At 63.7% G+C, this 13449-nt stretch carries 15 protein-coding genes and 3 pseudogenes; 14 read left to right on the forward strand and 4 right to left on the reverse strand.

Going from position 1 to position 13449, the window contains the following annotated elements:
- Together NA619_RS22100 and NA619_RS22105 are read right to left on the reverse strand one after the other, a co-directional pair.
- Positions 1–1836 carry a hypothetical protein gene (locus NA619_RS22100; protein ID WP_102828799.1) on the reverse strand — a complete coding sequence of 612 codons (1836 nt, stop codon included), beginning with the start codon at positions 1834–1836 and terminating at the stop codon, positions 1–3.
- Between the two features lie 152 nt (positions 1837–1988).
- Positions 1989–2327 (reverse strand): annotated as a pseudogene (locus tag NA619_RS22105) (tyrosine-type recombinase/integrase); the annotation flags it as partial.
- A 272-nt stretch (positions 2328–2599) separates the two neighbouring features.
- On the opposite strand from NA619_RS22105, the gene phnC reads away from it, so the two are divergent.
- The 8 genes and pseudogenes from phnC (at position 2600) to NA619_RS22145 (ending at position 8323) form a co-directional block, all read left to right on the forward strand.
- Positions 2600–3427 carry a phosphonate ABC transporter ATP-binding protein gene (gene phnC / locus NA619_RS22110; RefSeq protein ID WP_003118432.1) on the forward strand — a complete coding sequence of 276 codons (828 nt, stop codon included), beginning with the start codon at positions 2600–2602 and terminating at the stop codon, positions 3425–3427.
- Positions 3424–4287 carry a phosphate/phosphite/phosphonate ABC transporter substrate-binding protein gene (gene phnD / locus NA619_RS22115; RefSeq protein ID WP_010466255.1) on the forward strand — a complete coding sequence of 288 codons (864 nt, stop codon included), beginning with the start codon at positions 3424–3426 and terminating at the stop codon, positions 4285–4287. The genes phnC and phnD overlap by 4 nt, the downstream gene beginning before the upstream one ends.
- An 8-nt stretch (positions 4288–4295) precedes the next feature.
- Positions 4296–5123, forward strand: a complete 828-nt coding sequence (gene phnE / locus NA619_RS22120) for a phosphonate ABC transporter, permease protein PhnE (RefSeq protein ID WP_010466252.1) — start codon at positions 4296–4298, stop codon at positions 5121–5123.
- A gap of 8 nt (positions 5124–5131) precedes the next feature.
- Positions 5132–6142 carry a phosphonate dehydrogenase PtxD gene (gene ptxD / locus NA619_RS22125; protein WP_003118429.1) on the forward strand — a complete coding sequence of 337 codons (1011 nt, stop codon included), beginning with the start codon at positions 5132–5134 and terminating at the stop codon, positions 6140–6142.
- Complete coding sequence (locus NA619_RS22130) at positions 6136–7005, forward strand: LysR family transcriptional regulator (RefSeq protein WP_003118428.1); 870 nt, start codon at positions 6136–6138, stop codon at positions 7003–7005. Before ptxD ends, NA619_RS22130 begins: the two co-directional genes overlap by 7 nt.
- A gap of 107 nt (positions 7006–7112) precedes the next feature.
- Positions 7113–7421: pseudogene (locus tag NA619_RS22135) on the forward strand (IS5/IS1182 family transposase); the annotation flags it as partial.
- A 1-nt stretch (position 7422) separates the two neighbouring features.
- A pseudogene (locus NA619_RS22140) lies at positions 7423–7890 on the forward strand (methyltransferase domain-containing protein); the annotation flags it as partial.
- A gap of 73 nt (positions 7891–7963) precedes the next feature.
- Positions 7964–8323, forward strand: a complete 360-nt coding sequence (locus tag NA619_RS22145; protein WP_230357762.1) for an MBL fold metallo-hydrolase — start codon at positions 7964–7966, stop codon at positions 8321–8323.
- Here the strand turns inward: NA619_RS22145 and NA619_RS22150 are convergent.
- Both NA619_RS22150 and NA619_RS22155 read right to left on the reverse strand, forming a co-directional pair.
- On the reverse strand, positions 8316–8597 hold the full coding sequence (locus NA619_RS22150) for a hypothetical protein (RefSeq protein WP_064481053.1): 282 nt from the start codon (positions 8595–8597) through the stop codon (positions 8316–8318). The genes NA619_RS22145 and NA619_RS22150 overlap by 8 nt on opposite strands.
- 96 nt (positions 8598–8693) lie before the next feature.
- A complete protein-coding gene (locus tag NA619_RS22155; protein ID WP_034064884.1) occupies positions 8694–10289 on the reverse strand; it encodes a 2Fe-2S iron-sulfur cluster-binding protein in 1596 nt (531 codons plus the stop codon).
- Between the two features lie 140 nt (positions 10290–10429).
- On the opposite strand from NA619_RS22155, the gene NA619_RS22160 reads away from it, so the two are divergent.
- The 6 genes from NA619_RS22160 to NA619_RS22185 form a co-directional block, all read left to right on the forward strand.
- Positions 10430–10837: a DUF1924 domain-containing protein gene (locus tag NA619_RS22160; protein WP_034064865.1), complete on the forward strand. Its 408-nt coding sequence runs from the start codon at positions 10430–10432 to the stop codon at positions 10835–10837.
- A gap of 10 nt (positions 10838–10847) precedes the next feature.
- Positions 10848–11372 (forward strand): diheme cytochrome c, encoded by a 525-nt coding sequence (locus NA619_RS22165; RefSeq protein ID WP_003302071.1) that lies wholly within the window; start codon positions 10848–10850, stop codon positions 11370–11372.
- Positions 11373–11521: 149 nt separating this feature from the next.
- Positions 11522–12082: an RNA polymerase sigma factor gene (locus NA619_RS22170; protein WP_230357763.1), complete on the forward strand. Its 561-nt coding sequence runs from the start codon at positions 11522–11524 to the stop codon at positions 12080–12082.
- Positions 12075–12503 (forward strand): anti-sigma factor family protein, encoded by a 429-nt coding sequence (locus tag NA619_RS22175; RefSeq protein WP_003302068.1) that lies wholly within the window; start codon positions 12075–12077, stop codon positions 12501–12503. The genes NA619_RS22170 and NA619_RS22175 overlap by 8 nt, the downstream gene beginning before the upstream one ends.
- Positions 12500–12964: a periplasmic heavy metal sensor gene (locus NA619_RS22180; protein WP_064481056.1), complete on the forward strand. Its 465-nt coding sequence runs from the start codon at positions 12500–12502 to the stop codon at positions 12962–12964. The genes NA619_RS22175 and NA619_RS22180 overlap by 4 nt, the downstream gene beginning before the upstream one ends.
- Positions 12965–13056: 92 nt before the next feature.
- Positions 13057–13449, forward strand: a 393-nt coding sequence (locus NA619_RS22185) for a hypothetical protein (RefSeq protein ID WP_255963951.1), incomplete at its 3' end; no start/stop codon positions are given.

Here is a 13449-nt window from a genome sequence, read left to right on the forward strand (position 1 = left end):
TTACAGGCCGCTCTTGATCCGCTCGCCGAGGATGAAGGCTTTATTCATATCGGGCGCGACCACAACGGGCAGCAGGTTCAGACTACCTTCGGGATAGTTTCCACCACCGCCGGCACCATATTCGACCACCAGAGTAACCTGGTAGCGCTCACCGACTCCCTTCTCGCGCAGAGGACTGCCATCCGGCCCTTGCACGATCCAGGCGGTCATCGGTATCTCGGGGTCTTGGTGGGGCTGAAAGCGGCTTTGCATGCTTCCCGATCCGATAAAGACGATGGGCTCGCCTTCACCCTCATAGAGGTAACGACCCTCGATTTGCGCCGGGAGCGTTGCACCGACGCTGTAGCTCTGGCCATTGACCGTCTTGATGAGTCCGCCATCTTTCGCGGGTGCAGCCTCGGCGACAGGCTTCTCGGGCTTGGCGGTTGGAGCCTCGTCTTCCTGCTCTTCGACAACGCTTTGCGCACGCCCCGAAGCCTGCTGGCGCTCAATCTGCGCCAACATGGCCGCCGCCATGGCATTGGCCTCGCTCTCGATGCCCATCTCGCGCATCAGTGCTTGGTTCTGCGCCATCAGGGCTGCCACCTGGGCGTCCTGCGCGGAGCTATCGCCGCTCGATAAACTGGACGTTTGGCTGGATTGCACGGATGGACTTACCGGCGGTTGTGCTCGGGCCTGGACGAGTGTGGCGGCCAGGCTGGCACTGGATTGAGCAGCGTTGGCGCTGGCTGCCTGGTTGGCCGCTGTCAGTCCCTGACTCAAACCCTGCATTACGGCACCTAATAATTGCGCGTTCTCGGCGCTGTTTGCGGCGTCTTGCCGTGCTTTTGCTTGATCGAAGGAAGTCCGCTCGGCCTGAGTCACCGCCCACAGTGCATTGCCTGCTGCTCCCTGTTCGACCACCAAGCCATAATCGAGCCTGCCATTGCTCTCCACCTTCAGCACCTGATGGTCTTCAGTGAGGGTGAAACGGTAGGCCTTGCGCTTTGGTGCATCGATCATCGCTTCGTAGGTGTTGCCGTAGCCTTCGCGCAGGTTTACGAATGTGTAGTAGCAGCCGTAGAAACTGTAGATATCGCAATCGAGGCCCACTACAACGCTTTCACCTTTGCGCGCTGGCAGACGGTAGAGGTCATAGCGCGTTCGCATGATCGAGGTTTTCTGACTGTTGTCATCCAGCTTGCCGATGATCTTTTGCCCCAGCACCAACGGCTTCACGCCCGCGTCGGTAGGGGGCTGAGGCGTTGCGACGCCCGGTACCTCAGCCACGGCTGGGTCCGGACCACCCGGCACGGATTCGACCGGATAGGGCGTCGAGTAGATGACATTCGACAGCGAGCCATTCACCCACTGCATATTCTGCACAAGCATCTCGCCACGCGATGACAGGCGAATCCGGTAAGGAAATTCACCCGCTCGCGGCGTAACCGCTTTAAACACCACTGAGCCATCCGATTCGATCGTGCCGAGCCACGGCGTGCCATTGAAGTCCATATTCAGTTCGCCGGGCTTGCTGCCCGGGCGAATAGTCCGGCTCCATTTCACATCCGGCCCAACGATTGCGCCCTCTAAGAACAAGCTGGTCTCAATGATGGCTTTACCGGGCTCGCTCCAGCGCACCTCAAAACCCGGAAAACCACCGGTTGCTGGGGCGTAGCGATGCCCAACGAGGCGGGAATAGACCCCCCATACCTCCGGGTTGGCCTGCGGGTCGACGGTGAAGCTGGGCGGAGGCGTCTGTGGGCCGAGGTGTTGCGGATCAACCGCTGAGGCGACGCAACCGAAAAGGGCGGACTGAAGAACAACTAAGGCAGCAAAGGCTGTGATGGCGCGCATCATCCAGACCCCAATGAAGAAGATGGCAGAACGCTATTAAAACTACATGAGATCTGTCTAGTGGAGCAGGGCGGCTTAAAAGCTGCTCTCATCGTGGGTGGCAGCTCCTGGCCGGTTAGCGACGGTCTGACTTCGACCGTCGCAATATATGGTCAGACCTCGGTCTGCTCCGCCATTTCCAGAGCGTCATCGACCTCAATCCCAAGATATCGGACGGTGCTCTCAAGCTTCGTATGGCCGAGCAGAATTTGAATCGCCCGTAGGTTCTTCGTCCTGCGATAGATCAGCGATGCCTTCGTACGTCTCATCGTGTGTGTGCCATATATGGCAGGATCTAGGCCAATGGCTTTTACCCAGCCTTTGACGATACGAGCGTATTGACGAGTGGATAGATGGTCTGATGTATGCAGCCTGCTCGGGAAAAGGCAGTCCTGGCTCCGGAGCTGTGCTTGATGTATCCAGGCGGCGAGAGCAGACCGTGTTTCCCTAGTGTGCGCTCTCTTGCTTGGATGGCATTACGTTCTGGCCCAACGTTACTGTAGCGAATCCGCAGCAGTATCAATCAAAGCCTCCTGTATCCCGCGTGAAGAAAGACGCTACGTTGCGCCCGTTCTTCCACGGCTTCGCTTGCCGCCCCGCTACGGCAGATTCGAAGTATTCATCGAAATGTCATCCTTTAGAAGCAGTGCGTTAACAAGGAATTTCTACCCTTTGCATCGCGAACCGCAATTGTGCGGCCAGCAATATTGCGAAAGGTGATCAAATGACGCCCCATCCGATACAGGACGCCGTGCTGCGGGTCGACCGGTTGAGCGTCGTCTATCCAGGCGGCGTGACAGCCCTACGCGATACCTCGATTGCATTTCGGCGTGGTGAGTTCACCGTGCTGCTTGGTCTCTCGGGCGCAGGCAAGTCGACCTTGCTCCGTAGTCTCAATCGACTCGTCACGCCCACTGGCGGCAGTGTCACCAGCGAACTCGGTGAGCTCGGCAGCGGCTCGGCCTTGCGTCAGCATCGTCGGCGTACCGCCATGATCTTTCAGCACCACCAGCTAATCGAACGTCAAAGCGCACTGGCTAATGTGCTTACCGGTCGGCTGGCCTTTCACAACACGCTCCGCTCGCTGTTTCCTCTGCCGCGTGCCGATCAGGAGATTGCGCTCAGTTGCCTCGCTCGGGTCGGTCTGGCAGACAAGGCGCTAAGCCGGGTGGACAAACTGTCCGGTGGCCAGCAGCAGCGGGTAGGCATCGCGCGTGCGCTAGCGCAACAGCCGGCGATCATTCTGGCCGATGAGCCGGTAGCCAGTCTCGACCCGGCCACTTCGGTCCGTGTTCTCGGATTGCTGCGCGACATCTGCAAGGAAGACGGCATCACCGCCATCGTTTCGCTGCATCAACTCGAATATGCCCGCCGCTTCGCCGATCGCGTCGTCGGGCTGGCCGATTCTCAGATCGTTTTCGATGCCGCGCCCTCGGAACTCACCGATGCGCAGCTTGAGCGCATCTATGCAGGCCGCTCTACGACTCAGCCAGCGAATGCTCCGGCTGAACCACCTGTCATGCTCGAACCTTCACTGGAGATGTCCCGATGAAACGCTTATCCGCGCTCTTATTGACTTGCTTGCTGTCCGCTGTTTCAAGTTTGTCCGCCCTAGCGGCCGATGCCGATCCGGATGTGCTAAAGGTTGCCCTGCTGCCGGACGAAAACGCCTCCGAGCTGATCAAGCGTAACCAGCCGCTGAAGGATTATCTGGAAGAGCATCTGGACAAGAAGGTGCAGCTGATCGTAACCACCGACTATTCCTCGATGATTGAGGCGATGCGCTTTGGCCGTATCGACCTGGCGTATTTCGGTCCGCTGTCCTACGTCATGGCCAAAAGCAAAAGCGACATCGAGCCCTTCGCTGCCATGGTCATCGACGGCAAGCCGACCTATCGCTCGGTGATTATCGCCAATGTGGCGTCAGGCGTGAATGAGTATGCCGACCTTAAGGGCAAGAAGATGGCCTATGGTGACCGGGCATCGACGTCCAGCCATTTGATTCCCAAAACCGTGCTTCTTGAGACGGCCGATTTGACGGGTGGGCAGGACTACGAACAACATTTTGTGGGCACGCATGACGCCGTTGCCGTCAACGTGGCGAACGGCAACGCCGATGCGGGTGGGCTGTCGGAGGTAATTTTCAATCACGTAGCCGAACGTGGCCTAATCGATCCGAGCAAGGTGAAAGTACTTGGTTACAGCGGCGAATACCCCCAGTACCCCTGGGCGATGCGCTCGAACCTGAGCCCCGAGCTGAAAACCAAGGTGCGGGATGTATTCGTCGGTATCGACGATCCCGAAGTGCTGCGCAACTTCAAGGCCGAGGCCTTCGCGCCAATCACCGACGCCGACTACGATGTGATCCGCAACATGGGATCGCTGCTCGGCCTCGACTTCGCCACGATGTGAGCACCGATATGTCTACTCATTACGACGTGCAGGCGCTGCCTGCAGAGCAACGCGAGCACATCCTTCGAGGCTTCGGCCTCGGTTGGTGGCGCCAGCTGGGGCAGGTGGCGATTGTATTCGGAGTGGTGCTGTTGGCCTGCTGGTACGTGGGGCTGCTCGATGCCACCACGCTGCTGAACGGGCTGCCCTCCATCGCGACCCTGGCAGGCGAGGCCATGCCGCCAGACTTTTCGGGCTATCGAAGCTGGATTCGCCCCTTGATCGACACCTTGGCGATGAGCATCGCCGGTACGGCCATCGCAGTGGTGTTCTCGCTGGTGGTGGCCTTCGTTGCAGCGCGCAATACGGCGCCGCACCCCCTTGTGTTCGGTGTTGCCCGGGTGCTGCTCAATGCCCTGCGGTCGGTGCCGGAGCTGATCATGGGCATCATCTTCGTTGCAGCCGTAGGGTTCGGCGCCTTGCCGGGCGTGCTTGCCCTGGGTCTGCATTCGGTCGGCATGGTCGGCAAGTTCTTCGCCGAGGCCATCGAGCACGTCGACGAAGCGCCGGTGGAAGCCGCTCGGGCGGCGGGGGCTACGCCGATGCAAGTGCTGCTGCACGCGGTTTTGCCACAGGTGACGCCGCAGTTCGCCGACGTGGCGATCTACCGCTGGGAATACAACTTTCGCGCCTCCACCGTGATGGGCATGGTTGGCGCCGGCGGTATCGGCTTCGAACTCATGGGCTCGCTGCGCATCATGCAGTACCAGGAGGTTGCAGCAATCCTGCTGGTCATCCTGGCCATGGTCACGCTAGTAGACGCCTTCAGTGGCGTGCTGCGCAAACGTTTCAAATAGGACAAACCATGCTGCCGAAACTCGTTATAACTCACCGAGTACACGATGAGATCCTGCAACTGCTGGCGCCACATTGCGAGCTGATGACCAACCAGACCGACAGCACGCTGACGCGCGAGGAAATTCTGCGCCGCTGTCGCGATGCTCAGGCGATGATGGCGTTCATGCCCGATCGGGTCGATGCAGACTTTCTTCAAGCCTGCCCTGAGCTGCGTGTAGTCGGCTGCGCGCTCAAGGGCTTCGACAATTTCGATGTGGACGCCTGTACTGCCCGCGGGGTCTGGCTGACCTTCGTGCCTGATCTGTTGACGGTCCCGACTGCCGAGCTGGCGATCGGACTGGCGGTGGGGCTGGGGCGGCATCTGCGGGCAGCAGATGCGTTCGTCCGCTCTGGCGAGTTCCAGGGCTGGCAACCACAGTTCTACGGCACGGGGCTGGATAACGCTACGGTCGGCATCCTTGGCATGGGCGCCATCGGACTGGCCATGGCTGATCGCTTGCAGGGATGGGGCGCGACCCTGCAGTACCACGAGGCGAAGGCTCTGGATACACAAACCGAGCAACGGCTCGGCCTGCGCCAGGTGGCGTGCAGCGAACTCTTCGCCAGCTCGGACTTCATCCTGCTGGCGCTTCCCTTGAATGCCGATACCCAGCATCTGGTCAACGCCGAGCTGCTTGCCCTCGTACGGCCGGGCGCTCTGCTTGTAAACCCCTGTCGTGGTTCGGTAGTGGATGAAGCCGCCGTGCTCGCGGCGCTTGAGCGAGGCCAGCTCGGCGGGTATGCGGCGGATGTATTCGAAATGGAAGACTGGGCTCGCGCGGACCGGCCGCGGCTGATCGATCCTGCGCTGCTCGCGCATCCGAATACGCTGTTCACTCCGCACATAGGGTCGGCAGTGCGCGCGGTGCGCCTGGAGATTGAACGTTGTGCAGCGCAGAACATCATCCAGGTATTGGCAGGTGCGCGCCCAATCAACGCTGCGAACCGTCTGCCCAAGGCCGAGCCTGCCGCATGTTGAATCCGGTCTGGCTGAAGAGCCTGGTAGCGATCGTTCAAACAGGCAGTTTTCAGAGCGCGGCGAGGGCGTTGGGGCTGGCCCAGCCGACGGTGTCGCAGCACTTGCAGAAGCTTGAAGAGCAGGTCGGCGTAACGCTGGTGCAGCGCAGTCGTAGCGGCTGCCAGCCTACCACACGGGCGCTGGCCTTCATGCCGCATGCGACCGCCTTGCTCGACATGCACGCCCGGGCGCTAGAAGCCCTGCATGGCAATCGTGAGCGCGTCGGGGCCAGCTCCAACATCGGCACCTACCTTCTCCAGCCATTCGTGCGCAACTATCTGACGACCGCAAATGAGAGGGGCGAGGTGGATCTGCGCATCGCCGCCAACCCGGATGTGGCCGACCAGCTACTGGCGGGCCAGCTCGACGCCGCGATCATGGAATGGTGGCTACCTCACCCCGACTTCGAATACCGCCTCTGGCGGGTCGAGCCGCTGGTGCTTATCGTCAGCCCCGACCATGCGCTGGCTGAAGCAGGGTGCATAGAACGTGATCGTCTGGTGGACCTGCCGATGCTGGGAGGTGAACCGGGTAGCGGTACCGGACGGCTTCTGACCGAATACTTTGGCGAACTGGGCGTGCCTCGCAGCGGTATGCAGCTAGGCAGCACCGAGGCAGTCAAACAAGCAGTGAGGGCGGGACTCGGCGTGTCGTTGGTGATGGCTTCCGCAGTACAAGACGAAGTTCGCAGTGGCGCGCTGGTAGCTCTTCCCATCCCGGGGCTTGAAAAGCGTCTCCAACTGATCTGGCGCAAACCTCCCGGAAATCTGCACCCGCCGGGATTTGTGCGGCACTTATTGGAGGAGGCAGATCTAGCTGGATAAGGTGATGGATGGTTGCGATCCAGCGCTTGGCTTGTCAGCCTAGGGAAACTCTGAAAAAGACTTTCTGATTTGGCAAAATACCGCGACCCCACCCACCGAGTTTCCCGATGAAGCAGATGACCTTCGCCGACGCCGAGTACGCTGGCAAGCGCAAGCAAACCCGCAAGGAGTTGTTCCTGATCGAGATGGATCGGGTGGTGCCGTGGAAGGGCTTGATTGCTTTGATCGAGCCACATTATCCGAAGGGTGAAGGTGGCCGTCCGGCCTACCCGTTGATGGCGATGCTGCGTGTGCATCTGCTGCAGAACTGGTTCGGCTACAGCGATCCAGCGATGGAGGAAGCGCTGTACGAAACCACGATCCTGCGCCAGTTTGCCGGGCTGAACCTGGAGCGCATCCCCGACGAAACCACCATTCGACGACCTGCTGGAGCTGTACTGCGGCAACGGCAACTTCACTCTGCCGCTGGCCACCCGCGTGCGTCGCGTGCTGGCCACCGAGATCAGCAAGACCTCGGTCAACGCGGCGCTGGCCAATATCGCTGACAACGGCATCGACAACATCGAGCTGGTGCGCCTCTCCGCCGAGGAGCTGACCCAGGCGCTGAACGAGGTGCGGCCGTTCCGCCGCCTCGCCGATATCGACCTGAAGCGCTACGATTTCGGCAGCGTCTTCGTCGACCCACCGCGCGCCGGCATGGACCCGGACACCTGCGAACTGACCCGTCGCTTCGAGCGCATCCTCTACATCTCCTGCAACCCGGAAACCCTGGCGCAGAACATCGCCCAGCTGGCCGACACCCACCGCATCGAACGCTGCGCGCTGTTCGACCAGTTCCCCTACACCCACCACATGGAATCCGGGGTGCTGCTGGTCCGCAAGTGACCCGCTGCGATTGAACGCCGGCGGCCAACCGGCGCTCACATCCGTAACCCTCACGGATTACGGAGGCACACGCATGCTGGTATTCGAGTCGATCTACACCGAAGGTCTGGCGCAGATTTCCTATCTGGTGGGCGACAGCAAGGCCGCCGTCGCCGCGGTGATCGATCCGCGGCGCGACGTCGAGGTCTACCTCGACCTGGCGCGCGACAAGGGCCTGCGCATCGCCTATGCCATCGAGACGCACATCCACGCCGACTTCGTTTCCGGCGCCCAGGCGCTGGCCGAACGCTGCGGCGCCGAGATCATCGGCGGACTACGCCTTCGGGCTGCGTCAGGTGGACGACGGCGAGGTGCTGGAACTGGGTCAGGTCAGCCTGGAAGTGCTGCACTCGCCAGGCCACACCCCCGAGCACATCTCGCTGCTGCTACGTGACAGCCAGCAGGGCGAAGCGCCCTTCGCGCTGTTCACCGGCGATACGCTGTTCAACCTCGACGTCGGCCGCCCCGACCTGCTCGGCGAGGACAGCACCAAGCAGCTGGCAGCGCAGCTCTACGCCACGCTGTTCACCCGCTACCTGCCGCTCGGCGAACGCATCGAGATCTACCCCTGCCACGGCGCCGGCTCGGCCTGCGGCAAATCCATCGGTGACCGTCGCCACTCCACCCTCGGCAAATGGCCAATCGCTTTTTCCACCGGCCAGAGGCACAGGTACTGCCGGATAAGGCTGCGCCGTTATCCACCCTACGCCCCGTCGATCACCCGATGCGCAGGGTGGAAAACGGCCAGCGGCCTTTCCCACACGTCAGTATTCGACTTGCAGTTCGGCGCTGCGCGGTTCGGCTTGGCAGGCCAGCGCCCAGCCCTGACGCACCTCGCTTTCGCTCAGCACCTGGTTGCTGCGCATGCTCACGCTGCCCTCCACCACCCGGCACTTGCAGGCGGCGCAGACACCCGAGCGGCACGCGCTCGGCGGTTGCAGGCCAGCCTGTTCCATGGCCTCCAGCAGCACCTCGCCGCGCGGCACGTCCAGCTCGTGACGGCGACCGTCGAGCGCGACCCGCAGGCGGCTGCGGCGCCCGCCCGGTGCGGCCGTCGGCGCTGCGGCGGCAAAGCGTTCCAGATGGATACGCGCCGCATCCACACCCCGCTCGCCCAGCGCGGCACCCGCGGCATCCATGAACGGTTGCGGCCCGCAGATGAAGGCGTCGGCGGCTGACCAGTCAGCGATCTTCGTGGCAATCGCCGGGCCGCTCGGCACACCCTGCTCGGCATCGAGCCAGATGCGCAGCTGCAGGCGATCGGGGTAACGCGCAGACCACTCGGCCAGCTCCTCGGCAAAGATCAGCGAGGCGGCATCGCGGCTGGCATAGAACAGCCGTACCTGCCCGCTGCCCTCGACCAGCGCCGCCTGCAGGATCGCCATCAGCGGCGTGATACCGCTGCCGGCGCCGAGCAGCAGCAGATCGTCATCCAGGTTGCGCGGCACGAACACGCCGGCCGGCGGCAGCGCCTCGATGCAATCGCCGGCCTGCAGGTTGTCCAGCAGCCAGTTCGACGCGCGGCCGCCGGGCACCCGCTTGATGGTGATGCGCAGCGCGCCATCCGCCTGCGGTCGCTGCGACAGCGAGTAGCAGCGCAGCAGCGCCGGCTCGGCAGCGGGCACCTTCAGCGTGAGGAACTGCCCCGGCTGCGCGGCAAAGCGTGCGCGCTGGGCGGCCGGCACCTGCAGGGTGAACGAGCAGCTGTCGGCGGTTTCGGCCTGGCGTGAGACGATGCGCAGACGGGTGAACTCCCCGGCGGCAGGCGCTGGCGCCGATGCGAACGCGGTCGCGACCGACGTCGTTGCCGGTGTCGACGTCGAAGCCGAAGGTGCAGTCGAAGCCGGCCCCGCCTTGGGCACGCCGCGCAGCATCGGCCATACCGACTTGCGGCGGAACAGCAGCACATAGCCGACATGCAGGCCGATCAGCCACAGCCCCAGGTTGGCGAAGAACTCGTGCACCTCCTCGGCATCGCCCATCCAGCCGATGAAATCGATGTCGCTGGCAGCGCCGAAGACATCCGGCCCCACGCCCGGCAGGGCGGCCAGCACATCGCCGTTGTCGACCATACCCAGGCCGACCACGCTGGCAATGGCGAAACTGCCCAGCGCGCCGACCGTCAGCCACTTGCCGACGCTCGACAGGCCCGGCTTGCTCCGCTGGCCCTTCGGCGGCAGCAGCTGTGGGAAGCCGCGCAGGCGCAGCGGCACGATCAGCAGGCGCCACACCAACAGCGCCACCAGGCCGTAGCCCAGCCAGATATGCAGCGTCTCGGCGTCGTCACCGCTGAGGTAGGCGCCAAGAAAGAAACCGGCCAGCAGCCAGTGGAACAGACGGAAACGATTGAAAGCAGCCACGACGGCGATCCTCATTGAATGGATGCCGCCTTTGTATTCCTGCGAGCTGAAACGAAACTGAACGCCGCCAGCCGCTGCGGTTCAGCTTGGCGTAAGGCGGCGCGCCTAGGCTGCACTCATTCCCAACCGGAGAGCGCACCATGAAAGCCCGCTGGATCATCCTCCTGTCCTGCTGCCTGAGCCTGCCCGCCCTGGCCGAAACCGAACACCCACTGCTGCCCGGCTACGCCGCCCAGGCGCGTCAGGAGAATCCGAACTTCGCCGGTTTCTCCGCCGAGCGCGGCAAGGCGCTGTACTTCGCCGAGGAGCAGCGCAATGGCAAGACCATGAGCTGCACCACCTGCCACACCGCCGACCCGCGTCAGCCCGGCAAGACGCCGGCGCATCGCAAGGTCGATCCGCTGGCGCCGGCAGCCAACCCCGAGCGCTTCACCGACCTGAAGAAGGTCGAGAAATGGTTCCGCCGCAACTGCGACGACGTCTACGCCCGTGAATGCACCGCGCAGGAAAAAGGTGACTTCATCAGCTGGATCGACAGCATCAGATAAGGAGCCTGCCATGAAGATCGCACCCCTCGCTGCCGTCGCCGGGCTGGGCCTGACCCTGGTACTGGCCGGCCTCAGCTTCGCCGATGACGACGACCATCGAGAGCGCAAGGGCTACAAGCGGCCCAAGCGCCTGACGGTACCCAGCGACGCACCGCTGGTGTGGAAGGAAGAATGCGCGGCCTGCCACATGCTCTATTCTCCCGGCCTGCTGCCTGCCGATGCCTGGCGCGAGCAGATGCGCACCCTGGGCGATCACTACGGCAGCAACGCGTCGCTGGACCCGGTGCAGGAAAAGGAAATCCTCGACTTCCTGGTCCGCGCCTCGGCCGCCAACCGCCTACCGGTGGAGCCGTCACCCACCGCCGGCGAGCCGCCACGCATCAGCCAGACGCGCTGGTTCGAGCACAAACACGACGAGCTCAGCGAAGCCAAGTTCGCCCGCGAGTCGGTCGGCGGCCGCTTCAACTGCGTGGCCTGCCATCGCGACGCGGAAAAAGGCGACTTCGACGAGGACCGGGTGAAGATTCCGCGCTGAGACAAAAATAGCCGGAACATTTTGCCAACCGTTGCGTTATATCCCTGCGGCAACCCGGACGGCAGCGCATGGGCACTGCAAAAACTGAGGCGTTGGCAACGCAGCAGGTTTTAGCGGCGCCCTGCGCGGTCAGCCCAGACGAGCGCTTAATGAACGACAGCGAACAGGACCTCATCCAGCAGGCCGCGCGTGGTGATCGCCAGGCGTTCGGCACGCTAGTGCGCGTCCATCAGGCGCGGGTCTTCCACTTCCTCCGTCGCCTGCTCGGCAGCGCCGACGAGGCCGCTGACCTGACTCAGGAAACGTTCATCCGCGCCTTCCAGGCGCTGCCCAGATGGCGCCCGGAAGCACGCTTGCAGACCTGGTTGCTGCAGATCGCACGCAATGCCGCGCTGGATACGCTGCGCCAGCGGCAACGCTACGTCGACGTGGCGCCGGAGGAACTGGCCGAGCCGGTCGATCCGGCGCCATCGCCGCTGAGCCGGCTGCAGACCGGGCGCGATCTGGCATTGCTGGAACGCTTGCTAGCCCGCCTGCCCCACGAACAGCGCGAGATCCTGCTGCTGCGCGAGGTGGAGGGGCTGGCCTACGACGAACTGGCCGCCACGCTGCAGCTCGCCGCCGGCACCGTCAAGTCGCGCCTGGCACGCGCCCGCGAGGCGCTGCTGCACGGCTATCGCCAGGCCAACGGAGGCACCCTCGATGACTGAGCATCTGGACATGGCGATCCTGTCCGCCTACCTCGACAACGAACTCGACGCCGCCGCACAGCGCCACGCCGCCGCCCACCTGGCGGGTTGTCCGCAGTGTCGCGCCACCCTGGCCGAACTCGACGGGCTCGGCCAGGGCTTGCGTGCGCTGGCCTGCCCGGAGTTGCCGGCCGAGTTGCAGGCGCGTCTGCAGCGGCCCTTCGCGCCGCCGCCCGTGCGCAGCTGGTGGGCCCGGCACTGGGCGCAGGGTATCGGCGCCGCGGCGTCGGTCCTGCTCGGCCTGCTGCTCGGCTATGCCCTGCCCGGCCAGCCGCCGGGCAGCTCACCCAGCCACGACCTGCTCGCCGTCCTCGGCAGCACCCCACCTGGCGCGCTCTGCGCGCGCCCCGAATTCTGCTACCTGAAGGTAAACCTGAAATGAGCAACACCACCCTGCGCAACGCCCTGGTCCTGTCCGTGCTGGTCAACGTCGGCGTGCTCGCTGGCCTCGGCTGGCAGAAACTCAGTCGCGATGGCCTGCCGATGCCCTCTGGCGCACCGACCGAGCTGTCGCGCGAGCTGCAACTGAGCGCCAGCCAGCTGCAGCGCTGGCACGATGCCGAGGCGCCGTTCCTGGCCTACCTGCGCGCCTCCAACGCCAGCCTCGGCGAACACCGCAACCGGCTGATCGAGGCGATCTTCGCTGAACAGGTAGACCGCGCGGTAATCGACGCCGAGCAGGCGAAGATCGCCGAACTGCAGAACGAACAGCAGCGCCTACTCATCGACCAGCTGCTGCAGGAGCGCGAGATCCTCGAACCGCAGCAGCGCGCGCGGCTCGCCCAGGTGCTCACGCAGCAGTCGTTCGGCGCCGACAGCATCGAGCAATTGCACCGCAAATGACGGATTGCACGGCGCGATGGAACAAAACCGTCGCGCCTGCGTTAGAACATCAGGAGCCGCACTTCGCCGGCTCGCTCAATGGAGTTCTATCGATGATCCGCAAACCCCACGCTCTCGCCCTCGCCATCATCCTCGCCGGCACCCTCGGCCACGCCGGCACCAGCCTCGCCGCCACCAGCCATGACCACGGCCACGGCGAAGGCGCGCCGGCGCTGCAACTCGATGCCGGCAAGCGCTGGGCCACCGACGCGCCGCTGCGCCAGGCAATGGGCACCATCAACAACGATATGCGCCAGGCGCTGCCGGCGATCCACGAAGACCGTCTGCCCGCCGCCCGCTACGGCGAACTGGCCGAGACGGTGCGCGGCCAGGTCGCCTACATGGTGGAGAACTGCAAGCTGAGCGCCGAGGCCGACGCGCAGCTGCACCTGATCATCGCCCAGCTAATCGCCGGTGCCGACGCCATGAGCGGCGCCCCGGCCGGT

The organism is Stutzerimonas stutzeri, assembly GCF_024448895.1.
GTDB lineage: Bacteria > Pseudomonadota > Gammaproteobacteria > Pseudomonadales > Pseudomonadaceae > Stutzerimonas > Stutzerimonas stutzeri_Q.

What these genes read in the sequence shown, in the direction of transcription:
- NA619_RS22100 (WP_102828799.1), bottom strand. Translation starts at nt 1,836, where the DNA reads ATGCGCGCCATCACAGCCTTTGCTGCCTTAGTTGTTCTTCAGTCCGCC.
- phnC (WP_003118432.1), top strand. Translation starts at nt 2,600, where the DNA reads ATGACGCCCCATCCGATACAGGACGCCGTGCTGCGGGTCGACCGGTTG.
- phnD (WP_010466255.1), top strand. Translation starts at nt 3,424, where the DNA reads ATGAAACGCTTATCCGCGCTCTTATTGACTTGCTTGCTGTCCGCTGTT.
- phnE (WP_010466252.1), top strand. Translation starts at nt 4,296, where the DNA reads ATGTCTACTCATTACGACGTGCAGGCGCTGCCTGCAGAGCAACGCGAG.
- ptxD (WP_003118429.1), top strand. Translation starts at nt 5,132, where the DNA reads ATGCTGCCGAAACTCGTTATAACTCACCGAGTACACGATGAGATCCTG.
- NA619_RS22130 (WP_003118428.1), top strand. Translation starts at nt 6,136, where the DNA reads ATGTTGAATCCGGTCTGGCTGAAGAGCCTGGTAGCGATCGTTCAAACA.
- NA619_RS22145 (WP_230357762.1), top strand. Translation starts at nt 7,964, where the DNA reads ATGCTGGTATTCGAGTCGATCTACACCGAAGGTCTGGCGCAGATTTCC.
- NA619_RS22160 (WP_034064865.1), top strand. Translation starts at nt 10,430, where the DNA reads ATGAAAGCCCGCTGGATCATCCTCCTGTCCTGCTGCCTGAGCCTGCCC.
- NA619_RS22165 (WP_003302071.1), top strand. Translation starts at nt 10,848, where the DNA reads ATGAAGATCGCACCCCTCGCTGCCGTCGCCGGGCTGGGCCTGACCCTG.
- NA619_RS22170 (WP_230357763.1), top strand. Translation starts at nt 11,522, where the DNA reads ATGAACGACAGCGAACAGGACCTCATCCAGCAGGCCGCGCGTGGTGAT.
- NA619_RS22175 (WP_003302068.1), top strand. Translation starts at nt 12,075, where the DNA reads ATGACTGAGCATCTGGACATGGCGATCCTGTCCGCCTACCTCGACAAC.
- NA619_RS22180 (WP_064481056.1), top strand. Translation starts at nt 12,500, where the DNA reads ATGAGCAACACCACCCTGCGCAACGCCCTGGTCCTGTCCGTGCTGGTC.